This is a genomic window from Niallia nealsonii (assembly GCF_002835805.1).
In the GTDB taxonomy this organism is placed as follows: domain Bacteria; phylum Bacillota; class Bacilli; order Bacillales; family Cytobacillaceae; genus Niallia; species Niallia nealsonii.
Genome location: NZ_PISE01000031.1, coordinates 93,043 through 110,216 on the forward strand (window position 1 = coordinate 93,043; position 17,174 = coordinate 110,216).

At 35.2% G+C, this 17,174-nt stretch carries 13 protein-coding genes; 11 read left to right on the forward strand and 2 right to left on the reverse strand.

The genetic code is table 11. The features are described 5' to 3' along the window. Window position 1: 1 nt before the first annotated feature. The 10 genes from CWS01_RS14585 (at window position 2) to CWS01_RS14630 (ending at window position 13,312) form a co-directional block, all read left to right on the forward strand. Window positions 2–1,591, forward strand: a complete 1,590-nt coding sequence (locus CWS01_RS14585; protein ID WP_101177923.1) for an Hsp70 family protein — start codon at window positions 2–4, stop codon at window positions 1,589–1,591. A gap of 11 nt (window positions 1,592–1,602) precedes the next feature. Then, window positions 1,603–2,646, forward strand: coding sequence for a nucleotide exchange factor GrpE (grpE, locus tag CWS01_RS14590; protein WP_101177924.1), 1,044 nt, complete (start codon window positions 1,603–1,605; stop codon window positions 2,644–2,646). After that, the gene (locus tag CWS01_RS14595; RefSeq protein ID WP_101177925.1) at window positions 2,643–4,121 is read left to right on the forward strand and encodes an Hsp70 family protein; all 1,479 of its coding nucleotides are present in this window, start codon (window positions 2,643–2,645) and stop codon (window positions 4,119–4,121) included. The genes grpE and CWS01_RS14595 overlap by 4 nt, the downstream gene beginning before the upstream one ends. A 146-nt stretch (window positions 4,122–4,267) precedes the next feature. Then, entirely contained in the window at window positions 4,268–6,226 is a 1,959-nt protein-coding gene (locus tag CWS01_RS14600; RefSeq protein ID WP_101177926.1) for a TcaA NTF2-like domain-containing protein, read from the forward strand. Next, the gene (gene nagZ, locus CWS01_RS14605) at window positions 6,223–7,593 is read left to right on the forward strand and encodes a beta-N-acetylhexosaminidase (protein ID WP_101177927.1); all 1,371 of its coding nucleotides are present in this window, start codon (window positions 6,223–6,225) and stop codon (window positions 7,591–7,593) included. The genes CWS01_RS14600 and nagZ overlap by 4 nt, the downstream gene beginning before the upstream one ends. Window positions 7,594–7,900: 307 nt before the next feature. Continuing rightward, the gene (locus CWS01_RS22710) at window positions 7,901–8,155 is read left to right on the forward strand and encodes a hypothetical protein (RefSeq protein ID WP_168714405.1); all 255 of its coding nucleotides are present in this window, start codon (window positions 7,901–7,903) and stop codon (window positions 8,153–8,155) included. A gap of 299 nt (window positions 8,156–8,454) precedes the next feature. Then, the gene (locus CWS01_RS14615) at window positions 8,455–9,576 is read left to right on the forward strand and encodes an AAA family ATPase (protein WP_235852077.1); all 1,122 of its coding nucleotides are present in this window, start codon (window positions 8,455–8,457) and stop codon (window positions 9,574–9,576) included. Then, the gene (locus CWS01_RS14620) at window positions 9,573–11,369 is read left to right on the forward strand and encodes a DUF2201 family putative metallopeptidase (protein WP_101177929.1); all 1,797 of its coding nucleotides are present in this window, start codon (window positions 9,573–9,575) and stop codon (window positions 11,367–11,369) included. The genes CWS01_RS14615 and CWS01_RS14620 overlap by 4 nt, the downstream gene beginning before the upstream one ends. 322 nt (window positions 11,370–11,691) lie before the next feature. Then, the gene (locus CWS01_RS14625; RefSeq protein WP_101177930.1) at window positions 11,692–12,234 is read left to right on the forward strand and encodes a sigma-70 family RNA polymerase sigma factor; all 543 of its coding nucleotides are present in this window, start codon (window positions 11,692–11,694) and stop codon (window positions 12,232–12,234) included. After that, window positions 12,218–13,312, forward strand: coding sequence for a DUF4179 domain-containing protein (locus tag CWS01_RS14630; RefSeq protein ID WP_101177931.1), 1,095 nt, complete (start codon window positions 12,218–12,220; stop codon window positions 13,310–13,312). Before CWS01_RS14625 ends, CWS01_RS14630 begins: the two co-directional genes overlap by 17 nt. A gap of 246 nt (window positions 13,313–13,558) precedes the next feature. Here CWS01_RS14630 and CWS01_RS14635 read toward each other — a convergent pair whose 3' ends face one another. Next, a complete protein-coding gene (locus CWS01_RS14635) occupies window positions 13,559–14,191 on the reverse strand; it encodes a LysE family transporter (protein WP_101177932.1) in 633 nt (210 codons plus the stop codon). 406 nt (window positions 14,192–14,597) lie between these two features. Here CWS01_RS14635 and asnA point away from each other — a divergent pair, with 406 nt between their 5' ends. Beyond that, window positions 14,598–15,611 carry an aspartate--ammonia ligase gene (gene asnA / locus CWS01_RS14640; protein WP_101177933.1) on the forward strand — a complete coding sequence of 338 codons (1,014 nt, stop codon included), beginning with the start codon at window positions 14,598–14,600 and terminating at the stop codon, window positions 15,609–15,611. A 94-nt stretch (window positions 15,612–15,705) separates the two neighbouring features. Here asnA and CWS01_RS14645 read toward each other — a convergent pair whose 3' ends face one another. Further along, complete coding sequence (locus CWS01_RS14645; RefSeq protein ID WP_101177934.1) at window positions 15,706–17,124, reverse strand: amino acid permease; 1,419 nt, start codon at window positions 17,122–17,124, stop codon at window positions 15,706–15,708. Between the last annotated feature and the right edge of the window lie 50 nt (window positions 17,125–17,174).

A 17,174-nucleotide genomic window follows, 5' to 3' on the forward strand; every position in this document is an offset into this window, starting at 1 on the left:
CATGGCTATAATAGAGAAAAACAGTCCATATATATTAGGAATTGATTTAGGAACATCCAATTCAGCAGTTTCCATTTATCGTAAAGGGAAGCCTCATATGATAAAACTTGGGAAGGAAACAACAATTCCTTCGGTGGTCAGTTTTCGAACAGAAGAAGATATTCAAGTTGGAGATGCAGCAAAACGTCGAATTCTAATTGACCCAGAAAATACGATTTCTTTTATTAAAAGGGAAATGGGTAGCGATTGGAAGCGTGATTTTTACGGAGTATCATATCGTCCAGAAGATATTTCAGCAGAAATTCTTTCTAAATTAAAAGAATATGTAGCTAGCCAAGAAGAATTTGATTTAAAAGGGACACCAACTTATGCGGTGATTTGTGTGCCAGCAAATTTTGATGACAATAAGAAGCGTGCAACAAAAGAAGCAGCTGAGCTTGCAGGATTGAATGTAACCTATTTATTAGAAGAGCCCGTTGCAGCTGCTATCGCATATGGAATGGAAGTTGGCCGAAATCAAACAATTATGGTCTATGATCTTGGCGGAGGTACATTTGATGTGTCTATCCTTAAAGTGGACAGCACATCCGAAGATTCCCCAGCAACATTTACCATTTTGGCGAAAGAAGGAAATCCTGCTCTTGGAGGATATGATATAGATCAAGCGATCATGAAGCTTGTTGGAGACGATTTTAAAGAAAAAAGTAAACTCGATTTATTTGATCTAGAAGCTGACCAAGGAATATCTGTGACTGAATTGCTAGAAGCACAGCAGAAACTGCAGGAAGCATGTGAACAAACGAAAAAAGAATTGTCGGAAATGGAATTTGCCGCAATAGAAATTCCTAATTTGATTAAAGATGAATTTGGAACGATATATAATATTGATTTTGAATTAACAAGAGCGGATTTTGAGAAGGCAATTGAATCATTGATTGAACAAACAATTGATACAATGAAAAAAGCCTTAGAGAATGCAATGCTGGGGGCAAAAGATATTTCACGAGTAATACTAGTTGGCGGTTCTTCGCGAATCCCTCTTGTCAGCAAAAAAATCAAAGAGCTTTTGAATAAAGAACCTTATTCGAATATTGATCCTGATACAATTGTTGCCCAAGGAGCTGCTATCTACGGTGCGAGTATCGGGGTGCCGACAGACAAAATGAATGTAACAAATGAAACAGCCGAAGAAGATAAGCCGGAAAGTAAAATTGAAATGAATAATATTGTTACACACTATCTTGGCATTGAAATCAGAGGTGGCCGTTTTAATAGAATCATTGAAAAGGGATTGAAATTAACAGATGAACAGCCAATTGTATCATGCGAAAAAGTATACAGCACTCCGGAGGATGATATGACGGAGATGCGTATATCTGTATTCCAAAGTGCAGAACATGTAGACTACGTAAGTGATGAACAATGTGTTTGCATCGGAGAGTTTTTTCTAACTGGCATTCCAGCAGCTCCAAAAGGAACTCATAGAATTCATGTCAACTTTGAAGTGAATCTTCAAAACGAAGTAATCGTAACAGCAAGTCTTCAAGGAGATGAAGGAGTATCGAATCAACTTACAATTCAAAGGGATTAGGAGCCGGAAGCATGAATCATAAAGAAGAATTATTAAGCAAGTTTAACGAAAGTCAAGGGAATTATCAGGAGAAAAGAAGCTGTATGGATGATTGGAAAGAAGATTTCAAAAAGCTAGAGACAGAGATTCAAAACTTAATAGCATCATTCCATAAACACTATGAGAGCTCTGAATTGACAGAGGATTTTTCTTCCGATATAAGAGGGAAATTGGAAAATCGAAGAGAAGGCATACGTCTATCTGTGAAAAGTGCAAGCAGACTTTTAAAGAAATTAGCTCCGGAAAAACCATTAACAGATGTGGAGAAAGAATTTATTGCAAATGAAAAATTGGCTAAAGAGATTTTAGCTGCTCGAGAGTTCTCGCCAATAAAAGAAGCGGCAGAAGAGCAGAATGAGTTTGTCCAAGGAGAAATAGAAAACGAAATTTCTGCTGCTATTAGCGAAACAGGAGCAATTAATAAAGAAAACACCGTCAGTCAGAAAAAGCAAAATGAAAAGAATTCCGTTGTAGAAGAAGTTTCAGAAGGAAACAAAAGTGATTTGACAATTATTCAAGACGCCATTCAAATTAATGATGGTATTTTAATAGAACTAAAAGAGCATCTGCAAAGCGCGGAAAATAGATTTTTCAAGTTTATTGAAAAAGGAGTTGCTCCAGTCTTAGACGGTCTCTATAGCGGAAAAGCATATGCATTGGATTTAATAGAACAGTTGGAAAAAAACAACAATGAAGAACTTAATCAAACAAAGCAATGGCTTACTATTTACGATACCTTAATGAATGAAATTGAGGAGCTTTTTGCACGTTTTTCTATTAAACTATATGCTCCAGAAAGAGGTTCATTTTTTGATGAAAATAAACAAGAACCAATCGGTGTGATTGAGGCAGCCGATTTAGAGGATGAACAAATAAAAGAAGTTGTTCGCTATGGGCTTCATTTTGAAAAAGAGATGACAAATGAATCTTCTTATCTACTGCGCCCAGCACAAGTAATCGTAGTGAAGAATAAGAAAGTGGAAGTTAAAGAGTCATGCGAGGGAAATGAACAATGAGAATAGATAATGAGAAAAAACCTGTACTTGGAATTGACTTAGGAACAACGTATTCTGCTATTTCCAGATGGACAGAAAAAGGTCCGAAAGTCTATCAAAATCCTCGAAGGGAATATACATGGGCGTCGGTTGTTTATTACGATGAACGTCAGGAAAAACCATTGGTAGGAAATCTAGCATTAAAAAGGGCATTAATTGATCCAGAAAATGCAGTCATTGGCGTAAAGCGAATGATGGATGATAAAAACCAAAAAATTTCCTTGGGCAATCAAGTATTTAGTCCTATTGATATTTCTGCCATGATTTTACGAGATGTGTATGAATATGCGGAAAAAACAACACCTGGATTTGATCCTGCTGGTGTTGTTGTAACAGTTCCTTATTATTTTACTGCTGTACAAAATACAAATACATCTGAAGCAGCGAGACTTGCTGGTTTGAATGTCCTTGGCATTATTCAAGAACCAGTCGCAGCAGCACTTGCATATGGAATTCATGAGGAAGAAACGCTGAATGATGAAATTATTATGGTATTTGATTTAGGCGGAGGGACATTTGATTTAACTGTTTTCCGATTTACAAACAGAGCAGATAAATTGACGTTTGAAGTGCTTGCAACAGGCGGTGATGATAGACTTGGAGGACTTGACTTTGATCAAAGTTTAGCTGAATTAATTAAGAAAAAAGCAAATTTGAAATTAGCTGGACAATCTGAAACTGATCAATTAAAAGCAGAATCTGCATTATTAGAATCTGCAAAAGAGGCAAAGGAAATTTTATCTTTTGAAGAAACAACAGATATTATTAAGCCAAATATTCTTCCAGGACAGCATATTGAAATTGAGATTGAACGGGAAGAGTTCGAAGAGTGCATTGAACATTATTTTGCGAAAATGGATGCCATTATAGATAATGTTATCGAAAAAGCTTCATTGTCCCGAGAGGATATTGGCCGTGTCATTAAAGTTGGCGGTTCGAGTCGCATTCCAAAAATAGATGAGCTGCTTACACAAAAATTAGGAAGCAATAAGACTTTTGGAAATATTGATCCTGATCTTTGTGTAGCACAAGGCGCAAGTATTTATGCAGCATATCTCGATGAGCGGATTGAATGGTCAAAAGAAATTGAAATTAAAACAGCTACTGCACATGCTTTAGGAGTTGGATTAGGAAATGGAAGAGTAAGTGTGCTGATTCCAGGAAATCGCCGCACTCCATGCGAAGAAACCCGTATTTTTACGACAGATTCAAATGATTGCGAAGAATTGGATATTGACCTTTATCAAGGTTCTTCAAAATTTATAAAAAATAATAAAAAAATTGGTACCATTCATGTGCCAGGCTTAGTAAAGCGTCCTGCTGGAGAATTAGATATCAAAATTACATTTCGCATTAATCAGCAACAGTCGGTATCTGTCACCATTGTTCAAAAAGACAGCAACATAAGAAAAGTAGAGAATGTAAAGCTCACTTAGTTACAAGTGCACTATGCTTGATATAAAAAGGGGCAAATCCTCATCTCGGATTTTTAATAATCTAGAGGTGGGGATATTGCTGCCTGCGCTGTTTGAGAATTGGCAGGAAGGAATTTCTAGAAAAATAGAAGAGTGAGGTGAGCATATTGAATATAGAAGGTTTTAGCATAAAAGAAGAACTATATTCAAATACTTTAGGCCTTAAAGTATACAAAGCACAAGACGAAAGCGGTAATCCCGTTCAAATCCGCTTAGCAGATTACAGCAATAATGCTTCTGGAAGGACCATCGATAATTGGTATGAAGTATATGAACAATACCAGTCAACCATTACAAATTATAAATATTTGCCTCAAGTTTCAAAAATTACTATGATAGATGATTCGAAAGTTTATACAATTCTAAATTACGAAGAAGGTGATATGCTAAAAAATTCTGGATTGATTACTATTCTTCAAATCTCTCAGTTAATTGATGCAGTTCGGCATCTTCACCGCAAAAAAATAGCCCATGGATCTATCCATGCTGAGAATATTTGGTTAACACCTAAAGGCAATATTGTATTATATGGTGCTGGAGAGCTAAAAGCATTAAGCAAGACTCCAAATGATAAATTATCCTTTGATATCAAAAGTTTAACAGAAATTATTAAAACCTTTTCATCTGTAAATGAAGAAATAATGGATAAATTGGAGATTGAAAACCCAACTACTATTGAAGAATTGGAAACGATTCTTTTAGAAGCCAAGGAGCCGGCACCGCAAGACCAGGAAAAAAGGAAAGGTTCATTGGCGGAAAAAGACGTTCAAGTGCAAACAAATAGAGAAGTGCTACCACCTGATATTGCATATGAAAAAGAGAAGCAACGAAATGATTCTTCCCAGGAAAAAAAGCACGATAAACCGAAAGGAAATAATGAAACTTCTCAAAGTAGTGCAGTGGAAAATGAACAAAAGACGACAGAACAGAACGAGCGGCGTACAAGAGCTTCATCAACCAAAAAAACAGCTTGGTTTAAAAATATTATTGTGGGAGCAGCAGCTGTTATTGTTTTAGGGTACGGCATCAATCAATTTATGGGTTCTGAGGAAGAGGAGCATCAGACTGCACCAGATGAAGAAACATCTGCGGTTCAAACGGTAGCAGAAAAAGAGTCGACAGAAGAAAAAGAAGAGCCTGCAAAAGAGAAGGATGTCCAGCAAGTAAATGCTGAAGAAGAATTACAAGAGGAGCAAGAGGAACCTGCTGTTACATATACGGATGATGAGGTAGAGAGATTTATCAGTAAATATGTAGGAGCTAGTGTTGCCGCACTGAATGAAAAAGATTTTTCTCGCGTAGATCAGTTACTTGATCCTAATGGCAAAAGCTACAATGAACAGCGTGACTATATTGACTATATTGCTAAAAAAAACATAACAGAAAATTTATTAAGCTTTAAGGCAACAGATATACTCACAGTAAACCAATCTTCTTATAAAGTAACCACACAGGAAGAATATGAGATTTCTTATGATGACGGTTCTAAAAAACAAAAAGAGTTTAATAGTTCCTATATTATTAATATAGGGGAAGATGGGCAGTTAGTTGTGAATGAACTGCTATACACGCAAGAATTGTCTTCAGAAACAATCCAAGAGGCAGATGCTGAAGAGACAAACGAAGTATACGAAGACGATTTTTCTGATGAAGAATATGATAATAGTTACTTATATGAAGATAATATGGAGTCAGGAAATGAAACAGATGACACTGGCGCCATTGAAAGCATGGTGAGACTGCATTATGGCAGCATCAGCAATAATGATTTTACAATTGCTTATGACTTATTTTCTTCTTCTAGAAAAAAGAAAATGTCAAAAGAAGGTTGGGAAGATGGACTAAAGCAAAATATATATGATGAAATAACGAATATCCAAGTAGAGCAAACAGATGAAAATAAAGGAAAAGTCTATATTGAAATGACTTCCTATGATGATAATACAGATGGGACGACATTGGTTCAAGATTGGTCAGGGTATTGGAATCTTGTTAAAGAAAACGGAAGATGGGTGCTTGATGAACCAAATCTTTCAAAAGTAGACTCGAGGGTAGAAGAACAATGAGGAAATCAAGGTCAAAACAGCGTTCCATAAATCCCTTTCCGCTACTAATAGCTGTTGTTCTTGCAGTCATTTCATTAAGCCTTATCTTCTATCTACTATTTGGGTCATCTCAAGCAAAAGAGGAAAAAGAGGAAAGTACTGATACCTCTCTTGAAAAAAACAGCCATGAAAATGCAGAGAATAAAAAGGAAGTGGCATCAGCGAAAGAAGTACAATCGGTTAGCAAAGAACAGCAAAAGAGCGAAGCAACTCTTGGAGCGGAAGATAAGAATACTACCTTTTTTGATGAAAATACTACCATAGAAGAAAAAGTAACTAACTTAGTGGCAAAGATGACACTGCAAGAAAAAATTGGCCAATTAATGGTGGTAGGTTTTCAAAGCAACCAACCTGATGAGCATATTAAAACAATGATAAACGACTATAAAGTAGGCGGAGTCATTTTATTTGATCGTAATATGATAAATCCAGAACAAGTTGCTTCACTAAATAATCAATTGCAGAATCTTGCGATGAAAAACGAAAAACAGATTCCATTGACAATCAGCATTGATCAGGAAGGTGGGCAAATTGTCCGCATGAGGGAACAAGTTTCCACTATTCCTTCTCAGCAAAGTCTAGGACAAAAAAATAATCCAAAAGCAGTATATGATACTGCTTATCATACAGGTACAGAACTCAGTGCGATGGGGTTTAATGTGAATTTTGCACCTGTTTTGGATTTATCGGATACAGATAGCCGCTCTTTTGGCACAGATCCGGAAAAAGTAAATACTCTTGGCAGCCAAGTAGTCACAGGATTAATGGATTCAGGAATGGTTGCAACGTTAAAGCACTTTCCAGGGAATGGGAGAAGCAATGTGGATCCACATATTGAAACTTCCTCTGTTGAAGCGAATAAATTAGATTTAGAAACAAAAGATATTTACCCATTTAAAAAAATGATTGAAAATGTGGACAATAATCGCTTTTATATAATGGTTACACATATTAAGTATCCAACGTATGACAAAGTAAATCCAGCAAGCATTTCCCCCATTATTATTCAAGATTTACTTAGGAAAGAACTTGGATTTAAAGGAATTGTTGTTACGGACGATTTAGAAATGGGAGCTGTCAACAAATATTTCACATACGAAGATCTTGGTTATAACGCAATAAAAGCGGGAGCAGATATGCTATTAGTCTGTCATACATTTGAAAATCAACAGAGAGTTTTCAATGGAATAATAAAAGCAGTTGAATCGAAAAAGCTATCAGAAGAACGAATTGATGAATCAGTAAAAAGAATTTTAACAAATAAACTTACAGTAATAAAAAATACACAAGTTGATCCAGTAAAAGCAGAAGCGATTATAGGGAAATAAAGCAGGGGGCTTTTAGGATAAGTAGTTCAGATAACGTGGAGAAACAATAGAATTAGTATTCAGAATCGAGTATGAATTTATACTCGGTTTTTTATTGATGTATAAAGGTTCTCCCTGTTTTTATTATCAAATTAGCAAGTGAAATAGCATGCAATTAAAAGGATTTAAACATCATTGTCATTTCGGTGTTTAGGATGCGATTAGGATTGATATGTGAAATGACAAAAAACAAAGCAGTAGGTAATTTATGTTAAAATATAATAGAAGCAAAAAGATGGAATTAAAAGTTTTTTTGAGAGGGAGAGATATGAAGGTATTAGCTTGGGGATTGATGTTCTTTTACTTACTTATTACAGTATTTTGGATAGCAAATTCTCCGCACTTATTCTCATTGGGGGGTGTAATTTTATGGTTGACTTCAATTGTATTAGGGTTTATCACTTATAAACAACTAAAAGAGCCAAAACTTATAAAGAAACTTCTATTGTATTCAAGTTCTTTTATGGTGTTTTTGGTTATAGTAACGGGTTTGATATACTTGGCAGTAACTTCTATGCTGTAGCTGAAATACAACTAACACGGGATTAAATGAAATAAGTGTAATATAAAGACAAACTCAAACTCATAAGCTCTGAGTTTGAGTTTGTAAATTAACCAGTCAATACTAATGTTAATTAGCTTGTTATTTTAGGTTTCCCTACAATAAAAGAACTAATTACTTTAGAAGCCCTCTTGTTTATTTTAAAAATAAATTTTACGCATCCAAATGAATATTAAATCTAAAACAACTATTATATATTAAAAAATATCTTTAAAGAAAAATAACAACATAAAGCTTTTATTTATAAAGGGAATATAATCATGGCAGTATACAAAAATGGTATAATAATGGAAAAAAACAAAGTGGGGAATAAAGGATTGAATAATATTTTATCCGTTACACAAACCGAATTATATGAATTTCTATTAAATATTGCACCAGTTCGTCCTGTATTCATATGGGGAGCCCCAGGGATCGGCAAATCTTCGATAGTAGAAAATTTTTCTCATGAAGTGGGGATGGACTGCGTTTCTTTATTAGGAAGTCAGCTGGCACCAGAAGATATAATAGGTGTTCCTAAAATAGAAAATGGATATAGTGTGTTTTGTCCACCTAAACAAATTGCAAGAACAAAACCATATGTGCTGTTTTTGGATGAACTGAATGCATGTTCTCAAGAAGTGCAAAAGGCATTTTATAGTTTAATACACGATAAAAGAATTGGAGAGTATCATTTGCCAAAAGGGTCTATTGTTATTGGAGCTGGAAATCGGGCTCAAGACAGCGCTATTGTAAAACCAATGTCTTCTGCATTAATTAATCGCATGGTGCATGTACAATTAAGAGCCTCCCATAAAGATTGGCTGCAGTGGGCTTATGAAAAGGAAATCCATCCATATGTTATAGAGTACATTCAGCTTAGGCCAGATCATTTATGGAGTGAGCCTCCAAAAATGGAAGAACCATTTTCCACCCCTCGTTCTTGGCATATTTTAAGTGACTGTATGTATGAGTACGGAGAAAATATAACAGAACAACAGCTAGAAGTGCTGACATTTTCCTGCTTGTCTCCACACACAGCTGTACAGTTTCGTGCATTTATGAAACAAGTAAGCAATCGATATGCCATTGCAAAAATTATATCGGGCGAATTAAAATGGCCAGAGAAACTAGAAGAAAGAGATGTATTATACTTTTTGGCACAGTCTTTTCGCGCACAATTAATCAAAGAACTGCCCATTGAAAAGGACGCTGTTTCAACAAATCAGCGGCAGTTAGCCATCCGAGCAAAGGAATTAATCAAAGAACTTTCATCGATTAGTTTAGAAATGGCTCAAATGGTGATGTCTGAAGGCAAAGGAGAATCTATTCCTTCTTGGTTTATGATGGAGGTTATCCGCGATCTTCCAAGATTGGTTGGAAAAAGAGATGGAAAGTTATGAGCAAAAAAAAGATAAATTCACAAGATGGAAAAAACAAAAAGCTAATAGAACAAGGAGCAAAACTAGTTAATTCTTTTCCATTGTTTATGCCGATTTTTGAGGCAGTTGATATAGATTTTCTTGAAATGGAGAAGGAAGAGTGGGCCTATGTAGAAAGTAGCGGGAACATTTTTTTAAATAGTAATAAAAAAGCTGCTCCAGATGAATGGTCCTATATTATTGCCCATTGTTTATTGCATTTGGCACTAAATCATCCCCAAAAAGAGTCGATGAAAAATCAAGAATATTGGAATGTTGCATGTGATGTGTATATAACTAGTTTTCTTGCGCAATTAAAATTTGGCAAAGCGCCGCAGCCGTTTGCCAATCCAATCTATGAGAATATAAAATCGGAAAAGTCTTTATATGAAAAGCTTTTAGCAGAAGAATTTCCGGATTATTTAAAGGGATATAGCACAATGCCCGGTAAAAGGGATATGTTTTATAATGGGGAGCTTGACTATTATTGGAGAAGCAATGTAACATATGAGCAATTATTTCAAGAAGGATTAACTAACGCGGTAAAAGCGGCAGTAAGCGTGGCAGGTGGACATACTGCCAATATAGCTGGTGAAGGAAGAAAAACATCTGCTATATTAGCAAAGGAATGGTTTTTAAGCAGTTATCCGTTATTGGGAGCTTTAGCCAGTACATTTGACATAATAGAAGACCCGCAAATTTGTATAAGGGAGCAAGTTTCGATTGCAGCCATTTCTATGGAGACAAAAGAAATCTATATAAATGCTGCTGCCAATTTGACGGATGAAGAAATGAAATTTGTGATGGCACATGAATTGCTCCATGCAGGGTTAAGTCATTCAAAAAGAAGGAGAGGGAGAGATCCTTATCTTTGGAATGTAGCATGTGATTTTGTTATAAACGGCTGGCTGATTGACATGCAAATTGGAGATATGCCAGCTATAGGGGGACTTTATGACCCAGAATTAAAAGGACTGTCCGCTGAATCCATTTACGACCGAATGGTAGTCGACATGCGTTTATATAGAAAATTAAGGACATTCCGCGGGATTTCAAGTGTGGATATAATAGATAGAACTGAAGCTGATTTTTGGGATCATTCGAAAGGAATGGACTTAGATGCATTTTATCGGCGAGCATTGCGAGAAGGATTAACCTATCACTTTTCCCAAGATAGGGGCTATTTGCCCGAAGGATTAGTAGAAGAAATCAAAAGTCTCTCGCAACCGCCGATTCCATGGGATGTGGAGCTTTCGAGATGGTTTGATCGATTATTCCAGCCGATTGAAAAAATAAGAACTTACCAGAGGCCAAGCAGAAGACAAGGTTCTACACCTAATATAGCAAGGCCTAGATGGATTAATAGAAGTGATGAAGAAGATGGGAGAACCTTTGCTGTTGTGATTGATACTTCCGGCAGTATGGACCGGGGGCTTCTCGGAAAAGCTTTAGGCACCATTGCAAGCTACGCAATTGCAAAAGATGTCGAGCGTGTGCGAGTCATATACTGTGATGCATTCTACTATGATGCAGGATACCTAGCACCAGAAGCATTAATGGATAAGGTGAAAGTGAAAGGAAGGGGTGGCACCATTTTGCAGCCAGCCATCTCTTTTTTAAGAAATACAGAAGACTTTCCTAAAAAAGGACCTATCCTTATTATTACAGACGGTGAAATTGACAGGCTGTCTGTGCCAGGAACTCATGCTTTTGTTTTGCCAGAAGGAGCAAGACTTCCATTTATAGCAAAAGGAGAAGTTTTTCGAATGAAGTAGTTTAAACAGAGAATATCAACTGCTTTTGCAAATCAAAAAAATAAGAGGAGAGTGTCCTAAAAGTTGGTGCTTTTGGAACACTCTTTTTAATTTGGATTAACATGACTAAAATTATAATTAATTTTACGCATCCAATACAAATTAATAATTATATATTAAAATAAAACAATAAATAAAATAAATTTTTTTCTAAAAGATTTCTAAATCATTTAAAATATCTTGTTTTATAAACAACTCCATATAATGCAAAAAAAAATAAAAAAATGAAACTTTTTGTCTATCTATATCACTCTAATTAATGAAAAGAAGGGAGGGAAACAAAATGAAACATGATATATACACATTAAAAAAAGCAATTCATGGAGACGTTGAAGCCTTTGAGGAACTGCTTTTTGCAGAAGAAAAAATGCTCTATTATAAAGCACTTTCTTATATTGGCAATAAAGAAGATGCAATGGATGCTATTCAAGAAACTTCCTGCAATGCATTTCTTTCTATTGGTCAATTAAAAAATCCAGAGTTTTTTTCCACTTGGTTATTTAGAATTCTTATACGTGAATGTTATAGGCTACTTAAAAGGCGAGATCAAGTCATTCCATATGAAGAAAGTGATCTGTTAAAAAAATTAGATAGCAAACAGGATATAGAAATAGATTCTTTTTATTTAAGCGAGGCACTATCTAAACTTAATGCTTCTTATCAAACAGCTATTCTTTTATTTTATTATCATGATCTTTCTATTCAGGAGATTTCAGAGATTATGGAAAAGCCGCTGGGAACAGTAAAAACTTATTTGCGCAGGGCAAAGAAAACATTAAAAACTGATTTAGAAAGGAGTTATAAAATAAATGCAAAAATCACCTGATCATTTAAATGATTTTCCAAAAGAAGAAGTTCGTTCCGCTATACGCGCAGGCATTCTCCAGGCGGAAGCGCAGCAGAATGTCTACATAAATAATAAGCATCGTAATCGAAAAAACATTAGAAAACGAAACATAGTCTATACATTAGCTGGTCTGGCTGCTGCTTTTGGTATATTGGTTGGCTCTTCTTATCATTCGCCAGCACTAGCAAGCAGCTTATCTCAGATTCCTATTATCGGTTCTGTATTTGGAGATTCTAATGTAGTTGGTTTAAAACAAGCGCAAAAAAATGGGCTGACGAACAAAATTGGCGAAACACAAACAATCAATGGAATATCTGTTACGATTGAAGAAATATTATATGATCAAAATGCCATTACAGTTGGTTATAAAATAGAAGCAGAAAAAGAATTGGGAGAAAACTATTTTGGCTCTGGTGCAAATTTTACTATTAATAAAACATATTCACCTGTAGGTTCGGGTGGATATGGAGAAAATATTCAATTGTCAACGGTTCGGACTGCCATTCAAGAGTTAACAGTAACAAAGGATTTGCCAAATGCATTTGAACTAGGAATAGTATTACATGGAGACAAGGGGGAAACCTGGTATTTCTCTGCTCCGATTAAGAAAATTACAGACATTAAGAAAATTCCTATTCAGCATTCCCAAAAAGCAAGCGGAATTAATCTTACTGTAACGGAAATTACTTTAAGCAAAACGGGGGTGGGCTTATCTTTTGAGAGTTCGGAAAAAGGAACAGATTTTGAAAAAAATCGCGCAAGTTTTATAGAATTTAAGTTAGTCGATCAAAATGGAAAAGAAGTGAAAAGTTATTCTGGCGGAGGAATGGGACAAATTATAAAAAATAACATAGTTTTTACAAGCACCAAAAAGTTTGATCCTATTGATTCAGACATAAAAGAACTAACCATTATTCCTTATTTGGCCCTTCCTGAGAACGGTGGAGGGATAGAATGGGGTGAAAATGGAGAATCTAATGAACTGGAGTTTAAAAGAGATTCTTTACAGTCAGTTGACTTTAAATCGTTTAAAGTGAAGATTCCAGAAGAAAACTAAAAGAGAGTGTATATAAAAAGGTATTGGGCAAAACAAAAAATTAGTCCTAAATAGATTAGTTCTCAGCCGTCGAGATTTTCTCGACGGCTATTATTTTATCTATTTATCTAATAGATTAAGTTAAAAGGAATAACGGCAGTAAAATAAAAATGCTGAGATCCTTTTTTTCAACTAATTTAAAAGTGTCTTTTTTAAAATTTTGTGGACTTTCAACATACTTTGATGGAATAAAAACTTAATAACGCATTAACCAAATAGTGCATTCATTCCCTGATATCCAAAATATAGGCCAAATAAAATTAATGATACTCCCGAAATAATGGAGATAGTGATTAGACTTTTTATATGGAGCAACTTCCGGAAGCCTGAAGTGAGTGCAGCCACAAAAATATCCCAACAAGTTAGGCCTAGAAAAATCATGCTACTATAAATTAATAGGGATTCGGTACCATTCGTTTGAGCGGTTTTTGCTAAGACAGATCCATAAATGCCTAACCAAAACAAAATGGATAGTGGACTGGTAATAGACATGATGAATCCTGTAAGAAAGCACCTAAATAAGGATTCTTTATTTCGAGTATAAGCAAGGTTAATCGTATTTGCATTTTTAATGCTTTCGAATCCGGAATAGATAAGAACAAAGCCGCCAAATAGCCAAAGAAAAATCTGAACGATAGGAATTCCAAGAAATTGAACCATCCCTAAATAAACCATTAACATAAAGATACCATCTGCAATCATGGATCCAGCCCCTACAACCCACGCATGCCAAAACCCATTCTTTATCCCTTTATCCAATCGGGCAGAATTTACTGGACCAATTGGAGCTGCCAAAGTAAATCCCAAAATTATATAACTGACCAGAATTCCTATACTCAAAGTACCACTCCATCCTGCTTAATGTAACAACTTGTACATTTTATGAAAAATATATTCATTCATGCTAATAAATGAAATGTTTTCAGAATCCTTTGTGTAGAGAGGATACCATACTCTCTATATCTTTGTAGAATCAATAATGAGCTTTAATATTTCTAGTTCAAAATTAGAGAAAACAATGAAGCTTAAGTGTGGGGAAACAGCCTGTAAATACGTGATTAACTTAACTAACCATAAAAGCTTTCACTGATGGAAGTTTCATTTTTTGCTCCGTCCGTTTATTTCTAGAAATAGGCTAAAACACAGTGGCAAATGAAAAAGCGGATTCATATGGTAAACATAGTTAAAAATCTACAAAAAGAAAAGAAACCATTAATTATTGGTTAAATGGGGGTATTTCATTTTTATGAAGAACGCAGTTTTTGTACCAAATGTATATCAACCTAAATTAGATTTAATCCAAATAGAAATCGCAATAAAAAATATAAAAGATAATTTTGAAAGAGAGTTATCAGAAAGTCTAAACTTAACAAGGGTATCAGCTCCTATTCTTTTAAAATCTGGAACTGGAATAAACGATAACCTTAATGGAGTGGAACGCATTGTTTCCTTTGATGCTTTAGACTTAAGTAGCTCTACAATTGAAGTTGTTCAATCATTAGCAAAATGGAAAAGAGTGGCTCTTTCTAGGTATGGATTCACACCTGGTGAAGGACTTTACACAGATATGAGGGCAATTAGGAGAGATGAAGAATTAAGCAATCTGCATTCCATGTATGTAGATCAATGGGATTGGGAGAAAGTAATTACTTATAAACAACGAAACCTAAAGACACTAAAGAATGAAGTACAGAAGATATTTCAAGCCATTAAGTCTACTGAAAATTACCTGTATAAATCGTATCCATCGCTTGTACCTGTTCTTCCAAAAGACATTCACTTTATTACTACTCAAGAGCTAGAATACAAATATCCGAACTTAACACCAAAAGAAAGGGAAAATGAAATTGCACAAGAGCTGGGTGCCGTGTTTATTATGCAAGTTGGCGGCAAGCTCCATTCTGGTGAAAAACATGATGGGCGATCCCCTGATTATGATGATTGGTCTCTAAATGGAGATATCATTTTGTGGTATCCACTATTAGAAAGAGCGATGGAAATTTCTTCTATGGGAATTAGAGTCGACGAAAAAACACTTTTAAAACAATTAAAACTTTCTAATGCAGAAAGTCGAATTAAAATGGATTTTCACCAATCCATTTTAAAGGGAGAACTTCCTTATACAATTGGTGGAGGCATCGGGCAATCACGATTATGCATGTTCTTCTTAAAGAAAGCTCATATTGGTGAAGTTCAAGCGTCTGTATGGAATGATCGAATAATTGAGGAGTGTAAAAAAGGGAATATTACGTTATTATAAGAGACTATTATTGCAAATTTCTATTATTAAAAAGTCGTAAAAGCCGGTTCCATTTAAAACGGAGTCGGCTTTCTTTCATTATTATTGTTTTTCTCTATTTTTGTGGTAATGCACCATTTGAATTTTCCGCATCATCTTCCTCACTATCATTTTGAGTTTTTGTCCATACTTTATTCATAATGAAGGTAACAGCACCTATAAGAGCAATTAACAGCAAGCTGACAAAAAAACCAAACCGAATACTTTTCTCAAATATCACACCACTTACAGCAGCTATTAGTAATAAAAGACCAATTACTGATAGAACAATATCTCCCGTTTTGATTTTAAGTATTTTCACAGCAGAAATAATAATAAATCCCCAATTATACATTTGCAGTATTCCAGCTGCTGTAGTAATATATCCATAAATTTTGCCTGGGAGCAATAGTGCTGTAATAATGGAGCCTAAGAGTCCAATTATTGCAAGCCCTAAAGACGGGAGTGGAAGATCTTTAAGCTTTTTGATTTTTTTTCCAAAAAGTGCTGGTGCATCTCCGTCTTTCGACAATGTTACAAGTAAATTCGTTACTGCAAATAAAGAAGCAGTCATGGTTGAAAATCCTGCTATAATGATTGCTCCATTAAATACATGCGGAAAAAAGGCCAGTTTATAGGCTGACATAGCCGTGACGAAAGGACTTTCCTTTTGATTAATGGAATGATAGGAAACCATACTGATAACAAGAATAATGGAAATAACGTATATTACAGTCAATACAATGAGCATAACCTTACCAGATTTTGGTGCATCATCTTTCTTTTTTAGCTGCATGGAAAGAAGGCCGATTGTCTCAATGCCTCCATAAGCATAAAAGGCATAAATTAATGACGACCAAAAGGGTTGAAATCCTTCAGGAAATATCTTATTTACAGTCATTGGTATTCCAGGCTGATCGCTGCTTCCGCCGTGTATCCATCCAATTAATCCGGAAACAGCAAGAATAATAAACATGATAATTGCTGCAGTTTTTGTCACTGCAAGGATATTTTCTATCCTATCAAAGCCTTTTGTTCCTAATAATACGACAATAATGGCTAAAACCGCATATCCTGATGCAAAAACCCATAAAGCAATCTTTGGAAACCAAAAACGAGATAGGATGGATAACGCGGTTAACTGACTTCCCATAATTAATATTTTGGAGCTCCAATAATTCCAGCCGCAGCTGAAACCAGCCCATCGTCCATAAGCTTTACTAGCGTAGTAGCAGAATGAGCCTTCTTGGGGATCTGCGGTTGTCATTTTTGCGAGAAAATGAAAAACAATATAGGTGCCAATTGCAGCCAGTATAAAGGAGAATACCATGGAAGGTCCTGTGATTTTAATCCCAATTCCTGAACCAAGAAAATATCCTGTACCAATTGTACAGCCAATTCCTATTAAGGATAATTGCCACCATAATAAATGACCCTGTTTTTCTCCCTTTGACGAATTCTTCTCTACATCTGAACTGCATGTGAAAAAGTCCATTATCTCCCTCCATTCATCAAATATTATTATTAAATGTGTATTTAGTATGT

Excerpts from the sequence above, each read along its gene's own strand:
- CWS01_RS14585 (WP_101177923.1), top strand. The coding sequence starts at position 2 with ATGGCTATAATAGAGAAAAACAGTCCATATATATTAGGAATTGATTTA.
- grpE (WP_101177924.1), top strand. The coding sequence starts at position 1,603 with ATGAATCATAAAGAAGAATTATTAAGCAAGTTTAACGAAAGTCAAGGG.
- CWS01_RS14595 (WP_101177925.1), top strand. The coding sequence starts at position 2,643 with ATGAGAATAGATAATGAGAAAAAACCTGTACTTGGAATTGACTTAGGA.
- nagZ (WP_101177927.1), top strand. The coding sequence starts at position 6,223 with ATGAGGAAATCAAGGTCAAAACAGCGTTCCATAAATCCCTTTCCGCTA.
- CWS01_RS22710 (WP_168714405.1), top strand. The coding sequence starts at position 7,901 with ATGAAGGTATTAGCTTGGGGATTGATGTTCTTTTACTTACTTATTACA.
- CWS01_RS14615 (WP_235852077.1), top strand. The coding sequence starts at position 8,455 with ATGGCAGTATACAAAAATGGTATAATAATGGAAAAAAACAAAGTGGGG.
- CWS01_RS14620 (WP_101177929.1), top strand. The coding sequence starts at position 9,573 with ATGAGCAAAAAAAAGATAAATTCACAAGATGGAAAAAACAAAAAGCTA.
- CWS01_RS14625 (WP_101177930.1), top strand. The coding sequence starts at position 11,692 with ATGAAACATGATATATACACATTAAAAAAAGCAATTCATGGAGACGTT.
- CWS01_RS14630 (WP_101177931.1), top strand. The coding sequence starts at position 12,218 with ATGCAAAAATCACCTGATCATTTAAATGATTTTCCAAAAGAAGAAGTT.
- asnA (WP_101177933.1), top strand. The coding sequence starts at position 14,598 with ATGAAGAACGCAGTTTTTGTACCAAATGTATATCAACCTAAATTAGAT.
- CWS01_RS14645 (WP_101177934.1), bottom strand. The coding sequence starts at position 17,124 with ATGGACTTTTTCACATGCAGTTCAGATGTAGAGAAGAATTCGTCAAAG.